This is a genomic window from Rheinheimera soli, assembly GCF_031457405.1.
Lineage (GTDB): Bacteria > Pseudomonadota > Gammaproteobacteria > Enterobacterales > Alteromonadaceae > Pararheinheimera > Pararheinheimera soli_A.
The window spans coordinates 88,234-107,123 of the sequence record NZ_JAVDWR010000007.1 but is presented as its reverse complement, the minus strand read 5'-3'; the positions used below and the strand labels follow the sequence as shown (position 1 = coordinate 107,123).

Annotated in this window: 16 protein-coding genes; 9 read left to right on the top strand and 7 right to left on the bottom strand. The window is 46.6% G+C overall.

What is annotated here, in order from left to right:
* Positions 1-88: 88 nt before the first annotated feature.
* Entirely contained in the window at positions 89-775 is a 687-nt protein-coding gene (locus tag J2W69_RS11945; protein WP_310278648.1) for an RluA family pseudouridine synthase, read from the top strand.
* Here J2W69_RS11945 and rrtA read toward each other — a convergent pair.
* Positions 738-1,331, bottom strand: coding sequence for a rhombosortase (rrtA, locus tag J2W69_RS11940; protein WP_310278644.1), 594 nt, complete (start codon positions 1,329-1,331; stop codon positions 738-740). The genes J2W69_RS11945 and rrtA overlap by 38 nt on opposite strands.
* A 148-nt stretch (positions 1,332-1,479) precedes the next feature.
* Between rrtA and ggt the strand changes: the two genes are divergently transcribed.
* Positions 1,480-3,216 (top strand): gamma-glutamyltransferase, encoded by a 1,737-nt coding sequence (ggt, locus tag J2W69_RS11935; protein WP_310278641.1) that lies wholly within the window; start codon positions 1,480-1,482, stop codon positions 3,214-3,216.
* A 21-nt stretch (positions 3,217-3,237) separates the two neighbouring features.
* On the top strand, positions 3,238-3,969 hold the full coding sequence (locus J2W69_RS11930) for an enoyl-CoA hydratase (protein WP_310278638.1): 732 nt from the start codon (positions 3,238-3,240) through the stop codon (positions 3,967-3,969).
* A 54-nt stretch (positions 3,970-4,023) separates the two neighbouring features.
* On the opposite strand, the gene J2W69_RS11925 is transcribed toward J2W69_RS11930, so the two are convergent.
* Both J2W69_RS11925 and cysK read right to left on the bottom strand, forming a co-directional pair.
* A complete protein-coding gene (locus J2W69_RS11925; RefSeq protein ID WP_310278636.1) occupies positions 4,024-4,467 on the bottom strand; it encodes a hypothetical protein in 444 nt (147 codons plus the stop codon).
* 105 nt (positions 4,468-4,572) lie between these two features.
* Complete coding sequence (cysK, locus tag J2W69_RS11920) at positions 4,573-5,544, bottom strand: cysteine synthase A (protein ID WP_310278633.1); 972 nt, start codon at positions 5,542-5,544, stop codon at positions 4,573-4,575.
* Positions 5,545-5,658: 114 nt separating this feature from the next.
* On the opposite strand from cysK, the gene J2W69_RS11915 reads away from it, so the two are divergent.
* From J2W69_RS11915 to J2W69_RS11900, 4 genes are all read left to right on the top strand, one after another.
* On the top strand, positions 5,659-6,504 hold the full coding sequence (locus J2W69_RS11915) for an AAA family ATPase (protein ID WP_310278631.1): 846 nt from the start codon (positions 5,659-5,661) through the stop codon (positions 6,502-6,504).
* A gap of 1 nt (position 6,505) precedes the next feature.
* On the top strand, positions 6,506-7,684 hold the full coding sequence (locus J2W69_RS11910; RefSeq protein ID WP_310278628.1) for a vWA domain-containing protein: 1,179 nt from the start codon (positions 6,506-6,508) through the stop codon (positions 7,682-7,684).
* Between the two features lie 70 nt (positions 7,685-7,754).
* Positions 7,755-8,783 carry an RDD family protein gene (locus J2W69_RS11905; protein ID WP_310278625.1) on the top strand — a complete coding sequence of 343 codons (1,029 nt, stop codon included), beginning with the start codon at positions 7,755-7,757 and terminating at the stop codon, positions 8,781-8,783.
* Positions 8,784-8,878: 95 nt separating this feature from the next.
* On the top strand, positions 8,879-9,997 hold the full coding sequence (locus J2W69_RS11900) for a beta-ketoacyl-ACP synthase III (RefSeq protein ID WP_310278622.1): 1,119 nt from the start codon (positions 8,879-8,881) through the stop codon (positions 9,995-9,997).
* A gap of 57 nt (positions 9,998-10,054) precedes the next feature.
* Here the strand turns inward: J2W69_RS11900 and J2W69_RS11895 are convergent, their stop codons facing one another.
* Complete coding sequence (locus J2W69_RS11895; protein ID WP_310278619.1) at positions 10,055-10,363, bottom strand: isoamylase early set domain-containing protein; 309 nt, start codon at positions 10,361-10,363, stop codon at positions 10,055-10,057.
* 423 nt (positions 10,364-10,786) lie between these two features.
* Between J2W69_RS11895 and J2W69_RS11890 the strand changes: the two genes are divergently transcribed.
* Positions 10,787-12,007 carry an efflux RND transporter periplasmic adaptor subunit gene (locus J2W69_RS11890; protein ID WP_310278616.1) on the top strand — a complete coding sequence of 407 codons (1,221 nt, stop codon included), beginning with the start codon at positions 10,787-10,789 and terminating at the stop codon, positions 12,005-12,007.
* The gene (locus J2W69_RS11885) at positions 12,007-15,195 is read left to right on the top strand and encodes an efflux RND transporter permease subunit (RefSeq protein ID WP_310278613.1); all 3,189 of its coding nucleotides are present in this window, start codon (positions 12,007-12,009) and stop codon (positions 15,193-15,195) included. Before J2W69_RS11890 ends, J2W69_RS11885 begins: the two co-directional genes overlap by 1 nt.
* An 86-nt stretch (positions 15,196-15,281) precedes the next feature.
* Here J2W69_RS11885 and J2W69_RS11880 read toward each other — a convergent pair whose 3' ends face one another.
* The 3 genes from J2W69_RS11880 to pabB form a co-directional block, all read right to left on the bottom strand.
* Positions 15,282-16,661: an L-serine ammonia-lyase gene (locus J2W69_RS11880; RefSeq protein ID WP_310278611.1), complete on the bottom strand. Its 1,380-nt coding sequence runs from the start codon at positions 16,659-16,661 to the stop codon at positions 15,282-15,284.
* A 169-nt stretch (positions 16,662-16,830) separates the two neighbouring features.
* A complete protein-coding gene (locus J2W69_RS11875; RefSeq protein WP_310278608.1) occupies positions 16,831-17,394 on the bottom strand; it encodes a CoA pyrophosphatase in 564 nt (187 codons plus the stop codon).
* 4 nt (positions 17,395-17,398) lie between these two features.
* Positions 17,399-18,805 (bottom strand): aminodeoxychorismate synthase component I, encoded by a 1,407-nt coding sequence (pabB, locus tag J2W69_RS11870; RefSeq protein WP_310278605.1) that lies wholly within the window; start codon positions 18,803-18,805, stop codon positions 17,399-17,401.
* Positions 18,806-18,890: the final 85 nt, after the last annotated feature.

Genomic DNA, 18,890 nt, shown 5'->3' with positions numbered 1-18,890 from the left:
TATACAGATGGTTAGTACAGATATAGCTACTGCAGTTATAACGCCAATTCTGGCATACTAGCGCCAACTTTGTATCTAGTTATTTAAAATGACAATGACGTTAAATGATTTGGCAATTTTGCCCGCGACCACAGAAAAATGGCTGTTAGTGTATCAGGATGAACATCTGCTGGTAGTGAGTAAGCCTGCGCATTTATTAACAGTGCCGGGGCGGCATCCACAAAATCAGGATTGCCTGATAAGCCGCGTGCAACAGGAATTTCCCTCTGCATCCGTGGTACACCGACTGGATTATGACACTTCGGGTTTAGTGGTGTTACCTTTGACTAGAAAAGCACTGTCGACGATCAGCAAAGAGTTTCAAAGCAGAGGTACAAAAAAAATCTATCAGGCTGTGGTGTCTGGTGTACCAGAACCTTCAGAAGGTACTGTGGATAAAGCCATAGCGGCTGACGCTGACAACAGGCCATTGTATAAAATCAGCGCAGAGGGTAAAGCTTCTGTAACGCACTACAAAGTGCTGAGCTTGTTGCCACAGCAGCAAGCCTCTTTAGTGCAATTAGAGCCAGTGACAGGGCGCTCTCATCAACTAAGGTTGCATATGCAAAGCATAGGGCATGCCATTTTAGGTGACCCGTTTTATGCAACCCAAGCGCAGCAACAACAAAGCAGCCGTTTAATGCTGCATGCAGCGGTGCTGGAGTTTACCCACCCACAAAGCGGGATCTTGATGAGCTTTACTGCTGAACCTGACTTTTTGCAGGCGTTGTGCTGACAAGATACAGCAGCCCCAGCAGCAGACCACAAATCACCCCATACAAATGAGCGTCTATGGCTACATTGGCGTCTATTAAGGCGGCCAGATCCATGTCTGGTCCTTGCCACTGCTCATAGGCTACTTTGGCTATCACACCCAGCAGAATAAGCCAGCCGGACTGGATTTTATGCCGTATATCGAGCAAAGCACCGACGGTGATAAAACAGTGCAACCAGCCGGATAAACCGACATAAATCTGGATTTGTGGGCTGAACAGATATAGAAGCAGGCTGATCCCCAAACAGCCCAACAGCAGCAACAGCACAAAAGATTTCAGCTGGTAATGCAGTTGATGCAGCATCAGCATCAGCAGCAAAGCACCCAGATTCATCATCAAGTGCCAGTGATTGCTGTGTAGTAAATGGCCGGTGAAAGCGCGCCAGATTTGTTCTGGCTGGGATCTGTGGTATTCGAGCACAGATCGGATACTGTCTGGCAACAGATGCAGCAGTACCAACAACACTGCAAAAACCAGCATGGCGTATTGAAAGACAGAAAAAGCGCGAAAATTCATCAACATCATCATTCACAGACTAGAAATGCTGCTATGCAAAAGCATTCGTCGCTTCAGGTCAAGGCTTTTAACGTGAAAACTGAGATCAGTCATTGATCCAACTGGCCCGACTAGGTAAGGTGAAGCTATGTAAGAGGTAGGAAAAATAATGATAACAACTCAGTTTAATTTGCGGGTCCTGACAGCGGCATTGCTGTTCAGCAGTTCTGCTTTATTTGCTACAACAACAGATCCTGAAGCCACCACGGCTATAGAACAAAAACAACTGACCACAGCCAAACATTATATGGCTTCTGCCGCGAATCCACTGGCGGTCAAAGCGGGCGAACAAATTCTTGCCAAAGGTGGCAGTGCAGTGGATGCAGCTATTGCCATGCAACTGATGTTGGGGCTGGTGGAGCCACAAAGCTCAGGTATTGGCGGTGGTTTATTTTTGCTGCACTGGAACAAACAGCAGGCCAAATTAACTTCTATTGATGGCCGCGAAACAGCACCATCCTCAGCCGGGCCAGATTTGTTCATGGAACAAGGCCAGTTGATGCGCTGGCGTGATGCTTTTGTTGGCGGCAAGTCTGTTGGGGTTCCTGGTGTGATTAAAGCGCTGGAACAGGCTCATCAGCAGCACGGTGTATTGCCTTGGGCTGAACTTTTTGCGCCCGCTATTCAAACTGCAGAGCAGGGTTTTGTGGTATCGCCCCGTTTAGCTGGTTTACTCAAAGCCAACTGGAACCCGGGTTTAACTAAGTTTCCTCACACTGCGTCTTATTTTAAAACCGATGAGCAGTGGCTGGAGGCAGGCTTTGTCAGGAAAAATCCGGATTATGCAACTTTACTGAAGCACATCGCCAAAGAGGGCAGCAAGGCGTTTTATCAGGGTGACAATGCCAAAGCTTTGGTGGCTGCAGTGCAGCAGGCTGCTGTTAATGCAGGTAACATCAGTCTGAACGATTTAAGCTCTTATCAGGCTAAACAGCGTGATCCGCTGTGTATGCCGTATCGGCAGTTCAGTATTTGCAGCATGGCACCACCCAGTTCCGGTGGTTTGGCTGTATTGCAAATAATGGGCATGCTGGCGCATCAGCCTATGGAAAAATTAAAACCCAACTCAGTGGAGGCTATTCATTTGATCAGTCAGGCTGGCAAGCTGGCTTTTGCCGACCGTGAACGTTTTGCTGCCGATCCGGATTTTGTCAAAGTGCCAGTGCAAGGTTTATTGGCTGCTGATTATTTAAAACAACGCTCGAGCTTATTAACTGCGCCTGAAGGCGGGCCTGCTGTGGCTGGCGAGCCTGAAGGTGCTGAACCTCTGGCGTCAGGTAACGCCATTGAATTTGCCAATACCAGTCATTTGTCTGTAGTTGATAGCAAAGGCAATGCGGTCAGTATGACCAGCAGTATTGAAAATGCCTTTGGGTCAGGTTTATTGGTCAATGGCTATTTGCTGAACAACCAGCTAACCGACTTTTCGCTGCAGGCAAAAGTAGACGGCTATTGGGTGGCGAACAGAGTCGAAGCCAATAAAAGGCCACGTTCTTCGATGGCTCCTGTGATGGTGTTTGACCAGAAGGGCAAGCTAATTTATATCACAGGCTCACCAGGTGGCAGCCGCATTATCAATTACGTGGCCCATAATTTAGTGGCTGTTCTGGATTGGAAGTTGGATGCGCAACAAGCGGCCAATTTACCGCGATTCACTCATCGTAATGACACTTTGGTACTGGAGCAAAATACCAACTTAAGCCAGTTGGTTCCTGCGTTGCTGGAACTTGGATACCAACCTAAATTAGCCGACTTAAACAGCGGCATTCATGCTATTGAGATTAAAAACACCCATTTGGAAGGTGCTGCCGATCCACGTCGTGAAGGCATAGCCGCAGGCCGGTAACCTAAAAGGAACAGAGCAAAAATGAGTATTGATGTAACGCTGGAACAGGGCGTTTTAACCCTTAGCCTGAACAGACCGGATAAAAAAAATGCGCTCAATAAGCTGATGTATCAGCAATTAGTGCAACAGTTACAGCAGGCAACGCAAAACGATGAGATCAAAGTTGTGTTGCTGCAAGGTTCAGCAGAGTGCTTTTCTTCAGGCAATGATTTAGCCGATTTTCTCCAAAGTGGTGAGCTCAACGACGCCCATCCTACAGTGATGTTTTTGTATGAAATGGCGAAATTCCCTAAGCCTGTAGTGGCTGCTGTGGCGGGCCTGGCTATTGGCATAGGAACTACTGTGTTGCTGCATTGTGATTTGGTCTACAGCACGGCCGATTGCCGTTTCCAGTTGCCTTTTACTCAGTTGGGGTTATGCCCTGAAGCGGGCTCCAGCTTGTTATTACCTTTACTGATTGGGCATCAGCGAGCCAGCAGTATGTTATTGCTGTCGGAAGCTATAGATGGCAATGAAGCTTACCGTTTGGGTCTGGTTAATCAGCTGATCGACAAAGAAAATCTGTTGGAGTTTGCGCTTAACAAAGCGAAAAAGCTGTCTGCTTTACCTGCAGATGCAGTACAAAGCAGTAAAAAACTGATGAAAAGCGGCAGTGCAGTGAAGCAGGCGATAGAACTGGAGCTGGCCGATTTTAGTCGTTTACTGGCGAGCCCTGAATGTCAGCAGGTGATCCAGCAGTTTTTTAAACGCTAAAACTCAGCCCAAAAATGCAGGGGCGACCTTTATGGTCGCCCGTCTTTTGTCCAACTAGACTGCTGTTCTGGAGTAAGGGTCAGATTTAACCCCTTCAACCAGCCACTGGCCATCTTCTTTGACCATTTTGACCACACGCAGCTCTATCTTCTTATTACCATTGCTTTTGCCTTCAAACAACATGGTAATTTCAGCCGTATTGCCGTATTGCTCCCGCAGGTTTTTGCCGGTCCGGTCAATGCTGATATGTACTTCATCAAAACTCATATTGTATAAAGTCCGCACCACGCCACGGGTATTGCCATAAGCATCCAGAATACGGGCATAGGATTTAGTGCTTAGTGCTTTGGCTCTCTCTAAATCTTTGGTGGTGTACAGAGAGTGAAAAAACTCACCTGCAGCAAATTCAGGTGAACCCAAATCAGCATTCACTTTGGGTGCTTCTTCAGAGCAAGCTAATAACAGCAGTGAAAATAACAGCACTAAAATTTTTTGCATTCGTCTTACTCAAAGTAGATGTTCGGCTTACAGTCTGGGGAAATATAGGGTAAAAGTAAAGAAAAAGGCCACAAAAGTGGCCTTGGTGCAAATCTAAGGTATTGATTAAGCTTGCAATTCACTTTCTGTGAAGAAGTCAGCAAATAAAGCGCTGGATAAATAACGTTCCGTTGAGCTTGGAATAATCACCACAATGTTTTTACCGGCGTTTTCTGGCAGCTCAGCCAGGCGCTTGGCGGCAACGACTGCTGCACCTGAAGAAATACCAGCCAGAATACCTTCTTCTTTCATCAGACGGTGTGCCATAGCTATAGCTTCGTCATTGCTGACTGTCTCTACCGCATCAATGATGGATAAATCCAGGTTGCCCGGAATAAAACCAGCCCCTATGCCCTGAATTTTATGTGGACCAGGCTTGATTTCCTGACCGGCACGGGCCTGGCTTATCACAGGTGAATCCACAGGTTCTACAGCTACACTGAACAGCGGGTGTTGTTTCTCATGCTTAATATAACGGCTGACACCGGTAATAGTACCGCCAGTGCCTACACCAGCCACGAAGATATCGATGTTGCCATCTGTATCATTCCAGATTTCAGGGCCTGTGGTGTCAAAGTGGATTTGTGGATTGGCCGGATTTTCAAACTGCTGCAGCAACACATATTTATCCGGCTCTGACGCCAGAATTTCTTTGGCTTTTTCAATAGCGCCTTTCATACCTTTTGCGCCTTCGGTCAGCACTAAATTGGCACCTAAAGCTTTGAGCAGTTTACGGCGCTCTAAACTCATGGTCGCTGGCATGGTCAGAGTTAAAGCATAGCCACGGCTTGCCGCAACAAAAGCCAAAGCAATACCTGTGTTACCAGAAGTAGGCTCGATAATTTCTTTACCAGGGCCTAACAGACCTTTTTTCTCTGCATCCCAAATCAAAGCTGCACCTAAGCGGCATTTGACGGAAAAGCTCGGGTTACGGGATTCAATTTTGGCAAATACATTGGCACCAGATGTGACGCGCTTTAAGCGCACCAGAGGAGTGTTACCAATAGAGAGTGAGTTATCTTCGTAGATCTTTGACATAATAAAAAACCTTCAGGGTCTGATGAATGGTTATAAGAATACTCGGGCTTAGTTAAAACGAAAGAAAAGATTTGATATAAGATATTCCCATCTAATAACAATGAAGCAGTACAGATGATTTTTCAAAGCACAGAACACTATATTTTATCGCCTGAACTGGCATTGGCCGTCAATGCCGCAGTCACCTTAGAAAAACCTTTATTGATCAAAGGGGAGCCTGGTACCGGTAAAACCCGTCTGGCTGAAGAGCTGGCGGCAAGTTTAGGTACGGAGCTTATTAACTGGCAAATCAAATCCACCAGTAAAGCTCAGCAAGGTTTGTATGAGTACGATGCAGTGTCACGCTTGCGGGATGGTCAGTTGGGCAGCGAGCGGGTGGCGAACATCAGTAACTACATTAAGCCGGGCAAACTCTGGACCGCCTTTACCGCAGCAAAGCGCCCTGTGCTGTTAATAGACGAAATCGACAAAGCCGATATTGAGTTTCCAAACGATTTATTACACGAGCTGGATCGGATGTCGTTTGATGTGTACGAAACAGGTGAGCGCATCAGCGCACAACAGCGGCCTATAGTGGTGATCACTTCTAACAATGAAAAGGAATTGCCTGACGCTTTTCTTCGCAGATGTTTTTTTCACTACATCCGCTTCCCGGACAAAGACACTTTAACTCAAATAGTTCTCGCGCATTTTCCGACCCTGCAAGCTGATTTACTGACGGCGGCACTGGAAGTGTTTTTTGACTTACGTGCAGTGGACGCGTTAAAGAAAAAGCCGTCTACCTCCGAGCTTTTGGATTGGTTAAAGCTGTTACTGGCCGAACAAATAGCGCCGTCCGTGTTACAGGATAAACAACATCAGGGCGGTTTAATGCCTTTATATGGCGCCTTGCTGAAAAACGAGCAGGATGTGGCTTTGCTGGAAAAACTGGCCTTTATGGCCCGTCGCGCTGGCCGTTGATATGCTGATTTCGTTCTTTTTAACGTTACGCAAATATGGCCTGAAATCCAGTATCACTGAGCTGCTGGATTTACTTAAGGCGCTGCAACAGCAACTTATTTTTGCAAGCACAGATGATTTTTATCTGCTGGCCCGTTTATGTCTGGTCAAAGATGAAAGCCAGTACGACAAATTCGACAGGGCTTTTGCGGAGTATTTTGAAGGAGTCGAGAGTCTGGATTTAGCCGCGCTTATTCCGGATCATTGGCTACTGCCTGGGCTTATTCGTCAGTTGTCGGAGGAAGATAAAGCTAAACTGGCTTCTTTAGGCGGCCTTGAACAGCTGCTGGAGCAATTTAAACAACGTTTAAAAGAACAGCAGGAAAAACACGCAGGCGGCAATAAATGGATAGGCACGGGCGGTTCTTCGCCTTTTGGCGCTTATGGCTTTCATCCTGAAGGCATTAGGGTTGGCCAGCATGGCAGTGGTCAGCGTCGTGCTGTTAAGGTATGGGACAAACGTGATTTTAAAGACTTTGATCAAAACGCAGAGTTAAATCACAGAGCTATGCAATTGGCGCTTCGCCAGTTACGTCGTTTTGCCCGCACCGGACAAGCCACAGAGCTGGATTTAAACGGCACTATAAAAGCCACGGCTCAGCAAGCGGGTTGGTTGGATTTGCAGTTTCAACCAGAGCGGCACAATGCGGTTAAAGTACTGATGTTTTTTGATATAGGTGGCTCTATGGATGATTACATTCATGAATGCGAGCAGCTGTTTGCTGCAGCCCGCACTGAATTTAAGCATCTGGAGTTTTTCTATTTTCATAACTGTCCTTACGAGCAGGTATGGCGCACTCATCAAAGGCGTGCCGCTGATGCCGTCTCCATTACTCAGCTTTTGCAGACGTATCATAGTGACTACAAAGTGATTTTTGTTGGCGATGCCACTATGGGGCCTTATGAAATTACTTATCCGGGCGGCAGTGTGGAGCACTTTAACCCCGAATCCGGTGAAGTCTGGTTAAAACGCCTGCTGGCGCATTTTCCCAATGCGGTCTGGCTCAACCCCCAACCTCAAGCCTGGTGGAGTCATTACCATTCCATTGCCATTATGCAAAAGCTAATGCAAAACCAGATGTATGGCATGACGCTGGACGGTTTAAGTGGTGCCATCCGGAATTTATCAAAGCGGCATTGAAAAGGTGCTGTGAACTGATTAAAGTGATTTATCAATCAAGCTTATTTATCAGGCATTTACAGGACTTTTAATGCAGCAGAAACAGCCAGAACATCAGGATATAAGGGAAGTAGCGCCTGACACTTTTGTCAACGAAACCGGCCACCAGTTAACGAAAAAAGAAGTACGGGAAATAGTCACACCTCATGCCTTTGTGGTGTCGGATGAATTGATAGGTCAGCCTTTGGCTAAACCTCTGCGCCGTGGTCTGGCTATCGGCATAGATGGGGTTATTATCAGTGGTTTGGCCTCCGCCAGCCTGATTTTTGTGCTACCCACTATGCTCTATCTCTGTTGGAACAGATACAAAGCCCAGAAGACAAATCATCTGCTGCTGATGGTTCTGGCGACCTTGTGTATGCTGCTTACACTGAACTGGGCTCCACAGCTTCTGCAGGAGAAAGAGACGGCCTCAGCCTCTGATTTGAATTTAACTCCACATGCTGGTGCTGAACTGGCCAAAGTGTCGATAGAGTTGTCTACCAAAGCTTGTGATGATCGTTGCGTTGAAGACAACATCAAATCGCTGGCGCTTGAGTTACAGCAGTCTGGTGTTTCCGCTGAACATCAGCGCGATTTGCTCGATGGTGTGTTGGATATCACTCAACTTAAAGGTGCTGAAAAACGTGCTTTACTGGATAAGTATGTGGCTGAACCACAAGTGGTTGCGGAGCCAGTGACGACTGCGCCTGTTACAAAGCCAGCGAAGGAAGAGTCTTATTCATTAATGGATAAACTGAAAAACTCCGATTACAGCCTCATCAAATGGGTGAAGGGTATACTGGCCGACTTTGGTTTAGGTTTTGGCTGGGCTATGGTTTATTTTACTTTTTACACCAGTTGGAATAATGGCCAGACCATAGGCAAGCGGCTGACCCGTATTCGGGTGGTGCAACTGGATAACCAGCCATTAAGCTTATGGGCCTCTTTTAGTCGTCAGGGCGGTTATGGTGCCGGTTTTGCCACAGGTCTGGTTGGTTTTGCTCAAATACTCTGGGATCCAAACCGTCAGGCTATACAAGACAAAGTCGCCAGCACAGTAGTGCTATATAAGCCCTAATATTCGTAGTGGCTGATTTCAGCGAAATTAGGCTAGAATAGCGACCAATTCAGCAACTCATGAAAAGAAGTTGCACTATGACAAGGGTGTTTTGCATGAAAAATGTGCTGATCAGCGGCTCAGGCCTGTTTACTCCAACTGAAATAGTGACTAACGAAGAGTTAGTGGCAAGTTTTAATCAGTATGTCGATTTATTTAATGAACAATATGCTGCCGATATTGAAGCCGGTGAGCTGGCTGCTTTAGAGTATTCAAGCTGCGAGTTTATTGAGAAAGCTTCAGGCATTAAATCGCGCCATGTGTTGCACAAAGAAGGTATTTTAGACCCTGCCGTGATGATGCCGGTTTTCCCGAAACGTGGCGAAGACGAACACCCTGAAATGGTAGAAATGGCCATAGTGGCAGCTCAGGAAGCGATGGCGCAAGCAGGTAAAACTGCTGCTGATATCGATTTGATTATTTGTGCGGCTTCTAACATTCAACGGCCTTATCCTGCCTTATCTATCGAACTGCAACAGGCATTAGGTGCCTCTGGTTATGCTTTTGATATGAATGTGGCCTGTTCATCAGCCACTTTTGCTATCAGCAATGCGGTCAATGCCATTCGTGGCGGTATGGCCAAAGTGGTGTTGGTAGTCAATCCTGAATTTGCGTCGCCTCAGGTGAATTACACCAACAGAGACAGTCACTTTATTTTTGGTGATGTCTGTACTGCCACTATTATCGAAGCTGAAGAGACTGTTACGTCCAACAACGCTTACCGTATTTTGGGCGTGAGTTTAAAAACTGAGTTTTCCAACAACATCCGCTGTGACATTGGTTACACCGAACATTGTCACCCGGAAACTGATCCTGACGCGCCATTTTTTAAACAGCAGGGTCGTAAGGTATTTAAAGAGTTATTGCCTTTAGTGGCTGACGTCATTTTAAACGAGATGCAGCGTTTAGCTGTGGCACCAGATGATTTAAAACGTTTGTGGTTACACCAGGCTAATATCAATATGAACCTGTTTGCCGCGAAAAAAATCTTAGGTCGCGACCCTTTGCCAGAAGAAGCGCCGCTGGTGTTGGATACCTACGCCAATACAGCGTCGGCGGGTTCTGTGATTGCGTTTCATAAACACAAAGAAGGCATTCAATCCGGCGAAAAAGCCATTTTATGCTCTTTTGGTGCAGGCTACTCAGTGGGTTGTCTGGTACTGGAAAAACGTTAAAAAATGGGGGTAGATCCTAAAAAATGTGATCTGCCCCCATTTTCATGATCCCATTTTTTACAACTGAACCACTGAATTCTGATCGTAGCTGACCTGAGTTGGCACATAGGCATCGGCTTCATCGTCATTCAGCCAGGTTGCGCCATCAACTACATATCTGAACTGATACTGCTTTTCTTTATCGAGATTTAAGCTGGCGGTAAAGTCACCGGTTTTGGTTTTTTTCATCAAAACGGCCTGTGGATCCCAGTTATTAAAATCTCCCGCTAAAGCTACACTTTGAGCTTGTGGGTACTGATGACCTGCAAAAGTGAAAGTGACTTTGCATACTGGTTTGGTTTTTAAATACTGTTTACTAATACTCATAGCTGCGTCCTTCTTCAATTAACCCGGCAATTGGCACAAAACTACAGTGTATCGCTGTGTGATGACAATAAAGTGTCTAAAAAACAACCCGATTCTGGTCTTGTTCACCATAACTAAGCCGCAGCAGTCCCCAAAATAACTTTCTGGAATGTAGATAGATGAATTCGCTATTAAACGACTGAAGTTGTAACTAAATATGTCGGAACTTCACAGTATTCCTGCAGAAGAGTACATACTAAGCAAGACTGGATCTGCTGCAAAGCTTGTGTGCTGAGGCTTTTGCATCTGGCTGAAGAAAAAACAACAGAGGTCCGTCTTTCCAGTCGACACAATTCGGATAAAAAAGCTAACAACTGCAGATACTGTTACAGCTTGCTGAGCTGTAAGATAGTGTCAGATAAATTTGTGACCAAAGGACTAAAAATGGCAGGCAAGTGGGTAAAAGCAGGAGTTCCTGTAGTGATTGTGGTGGGCGCAGTCATTCTCGCATCAGCTTTTGTGGCAGGAAAAAAACCACCAGAGCAAAAAAAGGAAACACGAAAAGATTTATTCGTCGAGGTTAAAGCTGTCAATCGACAAAACCTGACGTATCAGGTCTGGTCACAAGGTTCAGTGCAACCTAAAGTCATCACCAACCTGACTTCTGAAGTCAATGGTGTGATAGTCAAGGTTGCCGATAACTTTGTTGAAGGTGGTTTTTTTCGCGCCGGTGATTTGCTGATCCAGGTTGAACAATATGACTATTTAACAGCAGTCAAATTGGCTGAAGCCAGTCTGGCGCGCGCTCAGGCTTTGTTGGAAGAAGAAAAAGCCAGGGGTAAAGTGGCGGCTAAAGAGTGGAGTGAATTCAGTGCAGGTAAAGCGCCTGAATTAGGCTTACGCCGTCCACAGTTGGCACAGGAACTGGCCAATGTACGCTCAGCCGAAGCTGAACTTGAAAACGCCCGTCGTAACCTGATCCGTACTGAAATCAGAGCGCCTTACGATGGCATAGTCAAAGCCAAAAACGCCAATATTGGTCAGTTTATCAGCCGTGGTTTTGATTTAGGTACTATCTACGGTACTGATGTTGCTGAAGTACGCTTGCCTTTATCGGATAACGATGTGGGGTATTTAAATATGCCTGGTTTAACGCCGTCTGAGCAGCAGCAACCTGAAGTGTTGCTATCTGCAGAAGTTGCAGGTCAGAAACTGAACTGGAATGCCAGTCTGGTTCGCACTGAAGGCATGCTGGATGATCAAAACCGGGTGATCTACGCTGTGGCACAAATTAAAGATCCGTATCGCTTAAAAGCCGGCGGACAGGACCCACTGCGTTTTGGTCGTTTTGTCAAAGCCCGCATCGATGGGAAAAATGGTGAAAATCTGGTGCTGGTGGAGCGGCATCTATTAAAACCTGATCAAAAAATACTGACTATTGGCAAGGACAATAAGCTACACATCCGTACTGTCACAGTGCAGCGGATGGACGAAGAGTATGCCTATGTCAGCGCAGGTTTAGATCCAGGTGAGCAACTGGTATTAACTGCTATTGCTAATCCGCTGGAAGGTATGGCGCTGCGTACATCAGCAGATCCTGTTGTGGATGATGCCGAAAAAGAAAAAACAGCGATAGCCGCCACTGAATCAGGAGTAAAACCCTGATGCTGCAGCTGGACCAAACCCATAAAGGCTGGTTAGCCTGGTTTGCCCGCAATAGCGTGGCATCAAATTTATTGATGGTTATTTTATTGCTGGCTGGTATCGCCAGTGTACTGACCATCAAAAAACAGACTTTTCCTGAAATTCAGCTGGAACAAGTCACCATTCGGGTGGCTTATCCGGGGGCTGCGCCTCAGGAAGTGGAAGAGGGCATAGTCGACAAAATTGAAGAGTCTCTGCGAAGCTTGAATGGCATTAAAAAAATCCGCTCCAACGCTGTCGAGGGGTTAGCGACAGTCCATGTGGAAATTAAGTCCGGTTATGATATTCAAACCCTGATGAACGAAATTAAGATGCAGGTGGATTCCATCTCGTCATTTCCTGAGCAAACCGAACGTCCAGTGGTGTACAACACTAAATTCCAGAGCAACGTGATGTGGTTATCTGTCTACGGTGATACGGATCAGCGTGGCTTGAAAGAGTTCGCCAAAGATGTGCGGGACGAGCTGAAAAAGCTGCCTGGCGTCAGTAAAGTAGAAGTGGTCGGGGCTTTAGGATACGAAGTGTCTATTGAAGTCTCTGAACACAAACTACGTGAGTATGGCCTGACCTTTGACCAGATGGTGGCTGCTGTACGCGGCAGTTCAGTGGATCTGCCAGGTGGTTCTATTAAAGCCGACAACGGCAATATCTTATTGCGGGCCAAAGGCCAGGCCTATCGTCAGCAGGATTTTGCCGACATCGTTTTGATCAACAGAGCGGACGGCACCCGTTTGTTATTAGGCGACATAGCCCAGGTCAAAGATGGTTTTGTTGAAATGGAGTCGTATTCCACCTTTAACGGCAAGCCGTCAGTCTCTATTAAAGTGGATGCTGTGGGTGAAGACAACACCTTAAAAATTGCTGCCGTAGTAAAAAACTATGTGGAGAAGAAAAAAGCCGATTTACCCGACAGTATGGAAATCGACTATTGGGGCGACTCCAGTTATTACCTGCAAGGCCGTCTTGATCTGATGACCGACAATATGCTGATTGGTGCTTTATTGGTGCTGATCAGCTTAACTTTATTCCTCGAGTTCCGGGTGGCGTTTTGGGTCATGGTGGGTATTCCGGTGTGTTTCCTCGGCACCATAGCGCTGATGCCATTAGAGATGTTTAACGTTTCTATCAATATGATCAGTTTGTTTGGCTTTATTCTGGTGCTGGGCATTCTGGTCGATGATGCCATTATCATAGGGGAGAGTGCTTACACCGAAATTGAGAAATACGGCAAGTCGGCTGAAACTGTGATCCGTGGCGCTCAGCGGGTGGCTATGCCTGCTACTTTTGGTGTCATGACCACTATAGCCGCTTTTATTCCTATGCTGATGGTCGGCGGACCACAAGGGCCTATCTGGGAATCTATCGCCTGGGTGGTGATCTTATGTTTAGTTTTTTCTATGATCGAGTCCAAGCTTATTTTACCGGCGCATTTAATAGCGATGGACGATAAACCCTGGGACCAGCAGCGTAAAGGCCTGTTTTATGGTATGGGGCGCGCTTGTAGTAACGGGTTAAAATTTGTCCGGTTAAAAGTGTCGGGTGCGACCGACCGTTTTGTCTATGGCCGCTATAAACGAGCACTCGCCTGGTGTATAGAATACCGTTATATCACGGCTACCAGTTTCTTTGCGATGATGGTGCTGATGATAGGGTTAATGGTGGGTGGCCATGTACGCTGGGTGTTTTTCCCTAATATTCCCAGCGACTTTATCAACGCCAATTTAACCATGATGGAAGGTTCATCCGGCAAAGCGACAGTGCAGGCTATGCAGCAACTGGAAGCTGCTCTGGTAAAAACCAATGAACAGATTGTTGCTTCAGGTGAAGAAGGGTTAATGAAACACCGCTTAACTTTTACTCAGTCTGATACCAGTGGCCAGTTTGTGATTGAGCTGGAGAAAAGTGAAGGCCGCAACATAGATGCCAATGAATTTGTGCGCTTGTGGCGTGAGCAAATACCAGAAATTGCCGGAGTCAAAACACTGCAGATTTTCTCTTCGACCAGTGGTGGCGGTGGTGGCGATATTTCATTCCAACTGAAAAGTAAGGAACTGACACAGTTGCGTTTGGCCACTGAAGAGCTCAAAGCTGCGATGCTGGAATATCAGGGCGTGTTTGATATTGAAGACAGCATCAGTGGCGGTAATGATGAAATTGTGCTGAAGATCAAACCTCAGGCTGAAGCTTTGGGCATTAATTTATCCGATTTAGCCACACAAGTACGTCAGGGTTTTTATGGTGCTGAAGCGCAGCGTATTCAGCGCGACGGCGAAGAAGTGAAAGTGATGGTGCGTTATCCAAAAGAAGAACGCCGCTCTGTAGGTAATCTGGAGAATATGAAAATACGCACTGCGTCAGGTGCTGAAGTGCCATTTTCTCAGGTGGCTGAATACAAAGCACAACCCAGCTATTCGGCTATTAACAGGGTCGATGGCGAACGTTCTGTCACCATCAGCGCTTCAGTCGACAAAGCCCTGGCTGAGCCGATGAAAATCACTAAAGAGTTGCAGGAAAAAGTACTGCCACAACTGGCGCAAAAATACGGTATTGAAACCGCGCTGGAAGGGGCAAGTCTGGAAGAAGCAGACGCAATGGTTGATCTTGCCATGGGTTTCCTGCTGGCGTTGTTTGTGATTTATGCGCTCTTGGCTATACCGCTGAAGTCTTACACTCAGCCTCTGATCATTATGTCGGTGATCCCTTTTGGTTTAATTGGCGCCATCTTAGGCCATATGCTGCTGGGATTAAGTGTCAGCATTATGTCCTTATTTGGTCTGATTGCGTTGGCTGGTGTAGTGGTAAACGACTCACTGGTGATGGTGGATTTTGTCAATAAATCCCGCAGTGAAGGTATGCCATTAAAAGAAGCTGTGATTGGGGCTGGTACCCGCCGTTTCCGGCCTATTATGCTGACATCAGTCACGACCTTCTTAGGTCTGGCTCCTATAGTGCTGGAGAAAAGCTTGCAGGCGCAAATTGTAGTGCCTATGGCCGTGTCTTTGGCCTACGGTATCATATTTGCAACAGTGATCACCTTAGTGCTGATCCCATCGCTGTATGTGATATTGGATGACTTTTTAGGCTTGTTCAGAAGTAAAAGCTCTGAAGAGACCACTTATCCAACCGATGAGTTACCACTGCAAAAATAATAATGAAAAGACAAAAAACCGCCGAAAGGCGGTTTTTTTATAGAGCATGCAGCCAACGAAGCTGCGGCTTCAAGAACGCAGGGGATTTAACATTCGATAATATTTACCGCTAAGCCACCGCGTGAGGTTTCTTTGTATTTGCTTTGCATATCGCGGCCTGTGTCCCACATGGTTTTAATCACTTTATCCAGTGATACCTTATGCTCACCCGTACCACGTAAAGCTAAACGCGAGGCGTTGATGGCTTTAATAGAACCCATAGCGTTACGTTCAATACAAGGCACCTGAACTAAACCACCTACAGGATCACAAGTTAAGCCTAAGTTGTGCTCCATGCCAATCTCAGCTGCGTTCTCCACATGATCAACAGAGCCGCCTAAAATTTCAGTTAAAGCGCCTGCCGCCATAGAACAAGCCACACCCACTTCGCCCTGACAACCTACTTCAGCACCGGATATGGAGGCATTCTTTTTATACAGAATACCGATAGCGGCTGCGGTTAACAGATAACGGCAGTAGATCTCAGGTGTCACAGGCTGAATGTATTTGTCGTAATACATCAATACAGCCGGAATAATACCGGCAGCACCGTTGGTCGGGGCTGTCACTACACGGCCACCAGCGGCATTTTCTTCATTGACGGCTAAAGCGAATAAATTCACCCAGTCCATCACTTGTAATGGATCCGAGCTTTTTTCCGCCATCAAACGTTTATGCAGGGCAGGGGCACGGCGTTTTACTTTTAAACCACCAGGTAAAATGCCTTCGGTGCGAATACCACGTTGCACACAGTCGTACATAGTCGACCAGATTTTACCCAGCTCGTCCTGAATTTGTTGTTCGCTACGCAGGACCTTCTCGTTTTCCATCATCAAACCAGCAATGGATAAGCCGTTTTCTTTACAGAGCTTCATCAGCTCTGCACCACTTTCAAAAGGAAAAGGTGGCGGATTGTCGGCAGCAAACTGACTGGCGGCTTCTTTTTCTTTGGCAAAATCTTCGGCTTTGACAATAAAGCCACCACCAATAGAAAAATAAATTTCGCTAAACAGCACTTCGTGACCTGCATAAGCGATGAGTTCCATGCCGTTGGAATGTTCTTTTAAGGTTTTGCGACGGTGAAATACAATGGCGCCTTCCCGTGGAAAGGCAACAGAACGTTGCTGATCCAACTGTATAGTCTGGCTTTCATCCACTTTCTTCAATAAACCAGGAATAGCATCAGGTTCTATGTTTTCTGGTAAGTAGCCGGATAAACCTAAAATCACAGCTTTGCCTGTGCCGTGACCAATACCGGTTTGGCCTAAAGAGCCAAACAGCTCAGCTTTCACACTGGTGACCTGATCAAACAAGCCCATGGCTTGCAGGTTTTCACAGAATTTTTTGGCAGCACGCATTGGTCCAACTGTGTGAGAACTGGATGGGCCAATACCAATACTGAACATATCAAAAGCACTAATAATCATTCGGATCCTGCTTTTTGTTATAGGAGTTGGGCGCCATTCTAACGGAAGCTGATGGATTTCGTAACTCACCTTGTAACTGGTCGGTGCTTATTACAGCAAAGTTCCTTGCGGTGCTGTGTTGATTTGATTACAGCGGGGCGGGAAGGGGGAAAACCAGCCACTGCCATTATTAAAAATGCAGCTGTTGTTTTAACGAGTAAAGGATAGCGGCTGTAGCACCCCAAATCAGGTGGGGGCCGTAGGGCATAAAATGCACTAAATGCGACTGACCATGCATAGCAAAATACTCGCTGTGAGTATTTTGTGGCTCGAATACAAAAGGCAATGGCAGCCAAAAGGCAGAATCTACTTCAGAGGCCTGTAGTTTGAGTTCCACTTCTTCGGTTAAAAAGGCAATCCAGGGCTGAATTAAAAAACCTGTGCCAGTGGCATAACCGGGCAACTGACCAATCAGCTGCAGTTGCTCTGGTGCTATACCGGTTTCTTCATGGGTTTCACGCAAAGCGGCTTGTTGGCTGTTTTCATTAGCTTCAATTTTGCCACCGGGGAAGCTGATTTGGCCCGGGTGATGGCGTAAATCAGAGCTGCGCTTCGTCAGCAGCAGTTGCAGTTCACCTTCGTGTTCCCGCAGCACCAATAACACAGCAGCAGCTCTGCTTTTTTCAACCTGCAGCAAAACAGACTGTTTGCCGGGTTGCAGGAAAAAACGTTGTAAAAACTGCTGCCGGTTCATCTGGTTAGTCTTCCATTGTCTTTACCGCCAAAGGCGGGCGTTCTATGTTGCCAAGTAAAGGCAAAATTTTATTCACTTTATGAAAGGTTTCTTCGTATTCTGCATCGACTTGTGAGTCGGCCACTATGCCACCGCCAGCCCAACAAAAAGCTTTACCTTGCGCCATCACTAAAGTACGAATAGCAATATTGGTGTCCATATCACCGCTGCTGTTGATATAACCCACAGCACCACAATACACAGAGCGGCTGTTGGGTTCTAATTCGGCAATAATTTGCATAGCCCGCACTTTAGGTGCTCCGGTAATAGAGCCGCCCGGAAAAGCGCCTCGCAATAAATCACAGGCGTCTGCACCTGAATTTAGAGTGCCGGTGATAGTACTGACCAGATGATGTACTGCAGGGAAGGATTCAATGGCAAACAAAGCCGGTACTTTGACTGTGCCTGGCACACAATGTTTACCTAAATCATTACGCAATAAATCGACAATCATCACATTTTCGGCTCTGTCTTTTGGCGAGGCCTGCAGTTGTGCTGCACTTTGTTCGTCAAGCGCCGGGTCAGCAAAACGAGGTCTGGTGCCTTTAATAGGTTTAGTTTCTACTTGTCCTGCTTTGAGTTGTAAAAAACGCTCAGGCGACACACTTAAAACAGCGCCTTGTGGTAAACGCAAAAAGGCTGAAAAAGGCGCGGCATTTTTGCTGCGAAGCGTTAAATAAGCCTGCCATTCATCACCGCTGTATTTGGCTTCAAAACGCTGGGCCAAATTAATCTGATAACAGTCTCCGCTTTGCAGATAGTTTTGCACCTGATCAAACTTTTGTCTGTAGCTGGCCTTATCCATATTGGCTTGCCAGTCAGAGGTGAGTTCAAAGGTTGGGCTGGCTGCTGAGGTGTTAAACAACGCAGAAGTTTCTTCCCAGTGAGTCGCCGCATTGCCGCGATAATCCACATACCAAAGTTGCTGCTGTTGCTTATCCAGAATAAGGGCCCACAGATAAATACCCACCGCCATATCCGGCAGCAAAGCACCTGCATCTGCGGCTTGCGGCACAGATTCAATAACAGTGCCTAAATCATAAGAAAAGTAACCTAAAGCACCGCCAACAAAAGGTAAATCAGCATGATCTGAACACTCTGGTTTAGCAGGAAAATAACTGCTGATCAGTTGCTGCAAAGCGCCAAAAGGGTCCATTTGCAGCAATTGGCTTTGGCCTTGTTCGGTTTGGGTTAATTCACCCCGTTGAAACACTAAAGTGGCAACAGGGCGAGCCACCAGAATATCAAAGCGGCTGTTGACGTGGCTGCTGGCTGCTGAGTCTAATAACATGGCCCAAGGTTCTGCTGCTACGGCAGAAAAATACTCCAACAGATGCGGCGCTTTGGCATCTAACTTTAAAAATTGTGACATAAGTTGTCTCATAAAACGGGCTAATTCCGGCAAAAATACGCTTGTTGACTAGCCGCTGGATCTGTTGCGCTGTATCATATCAGCC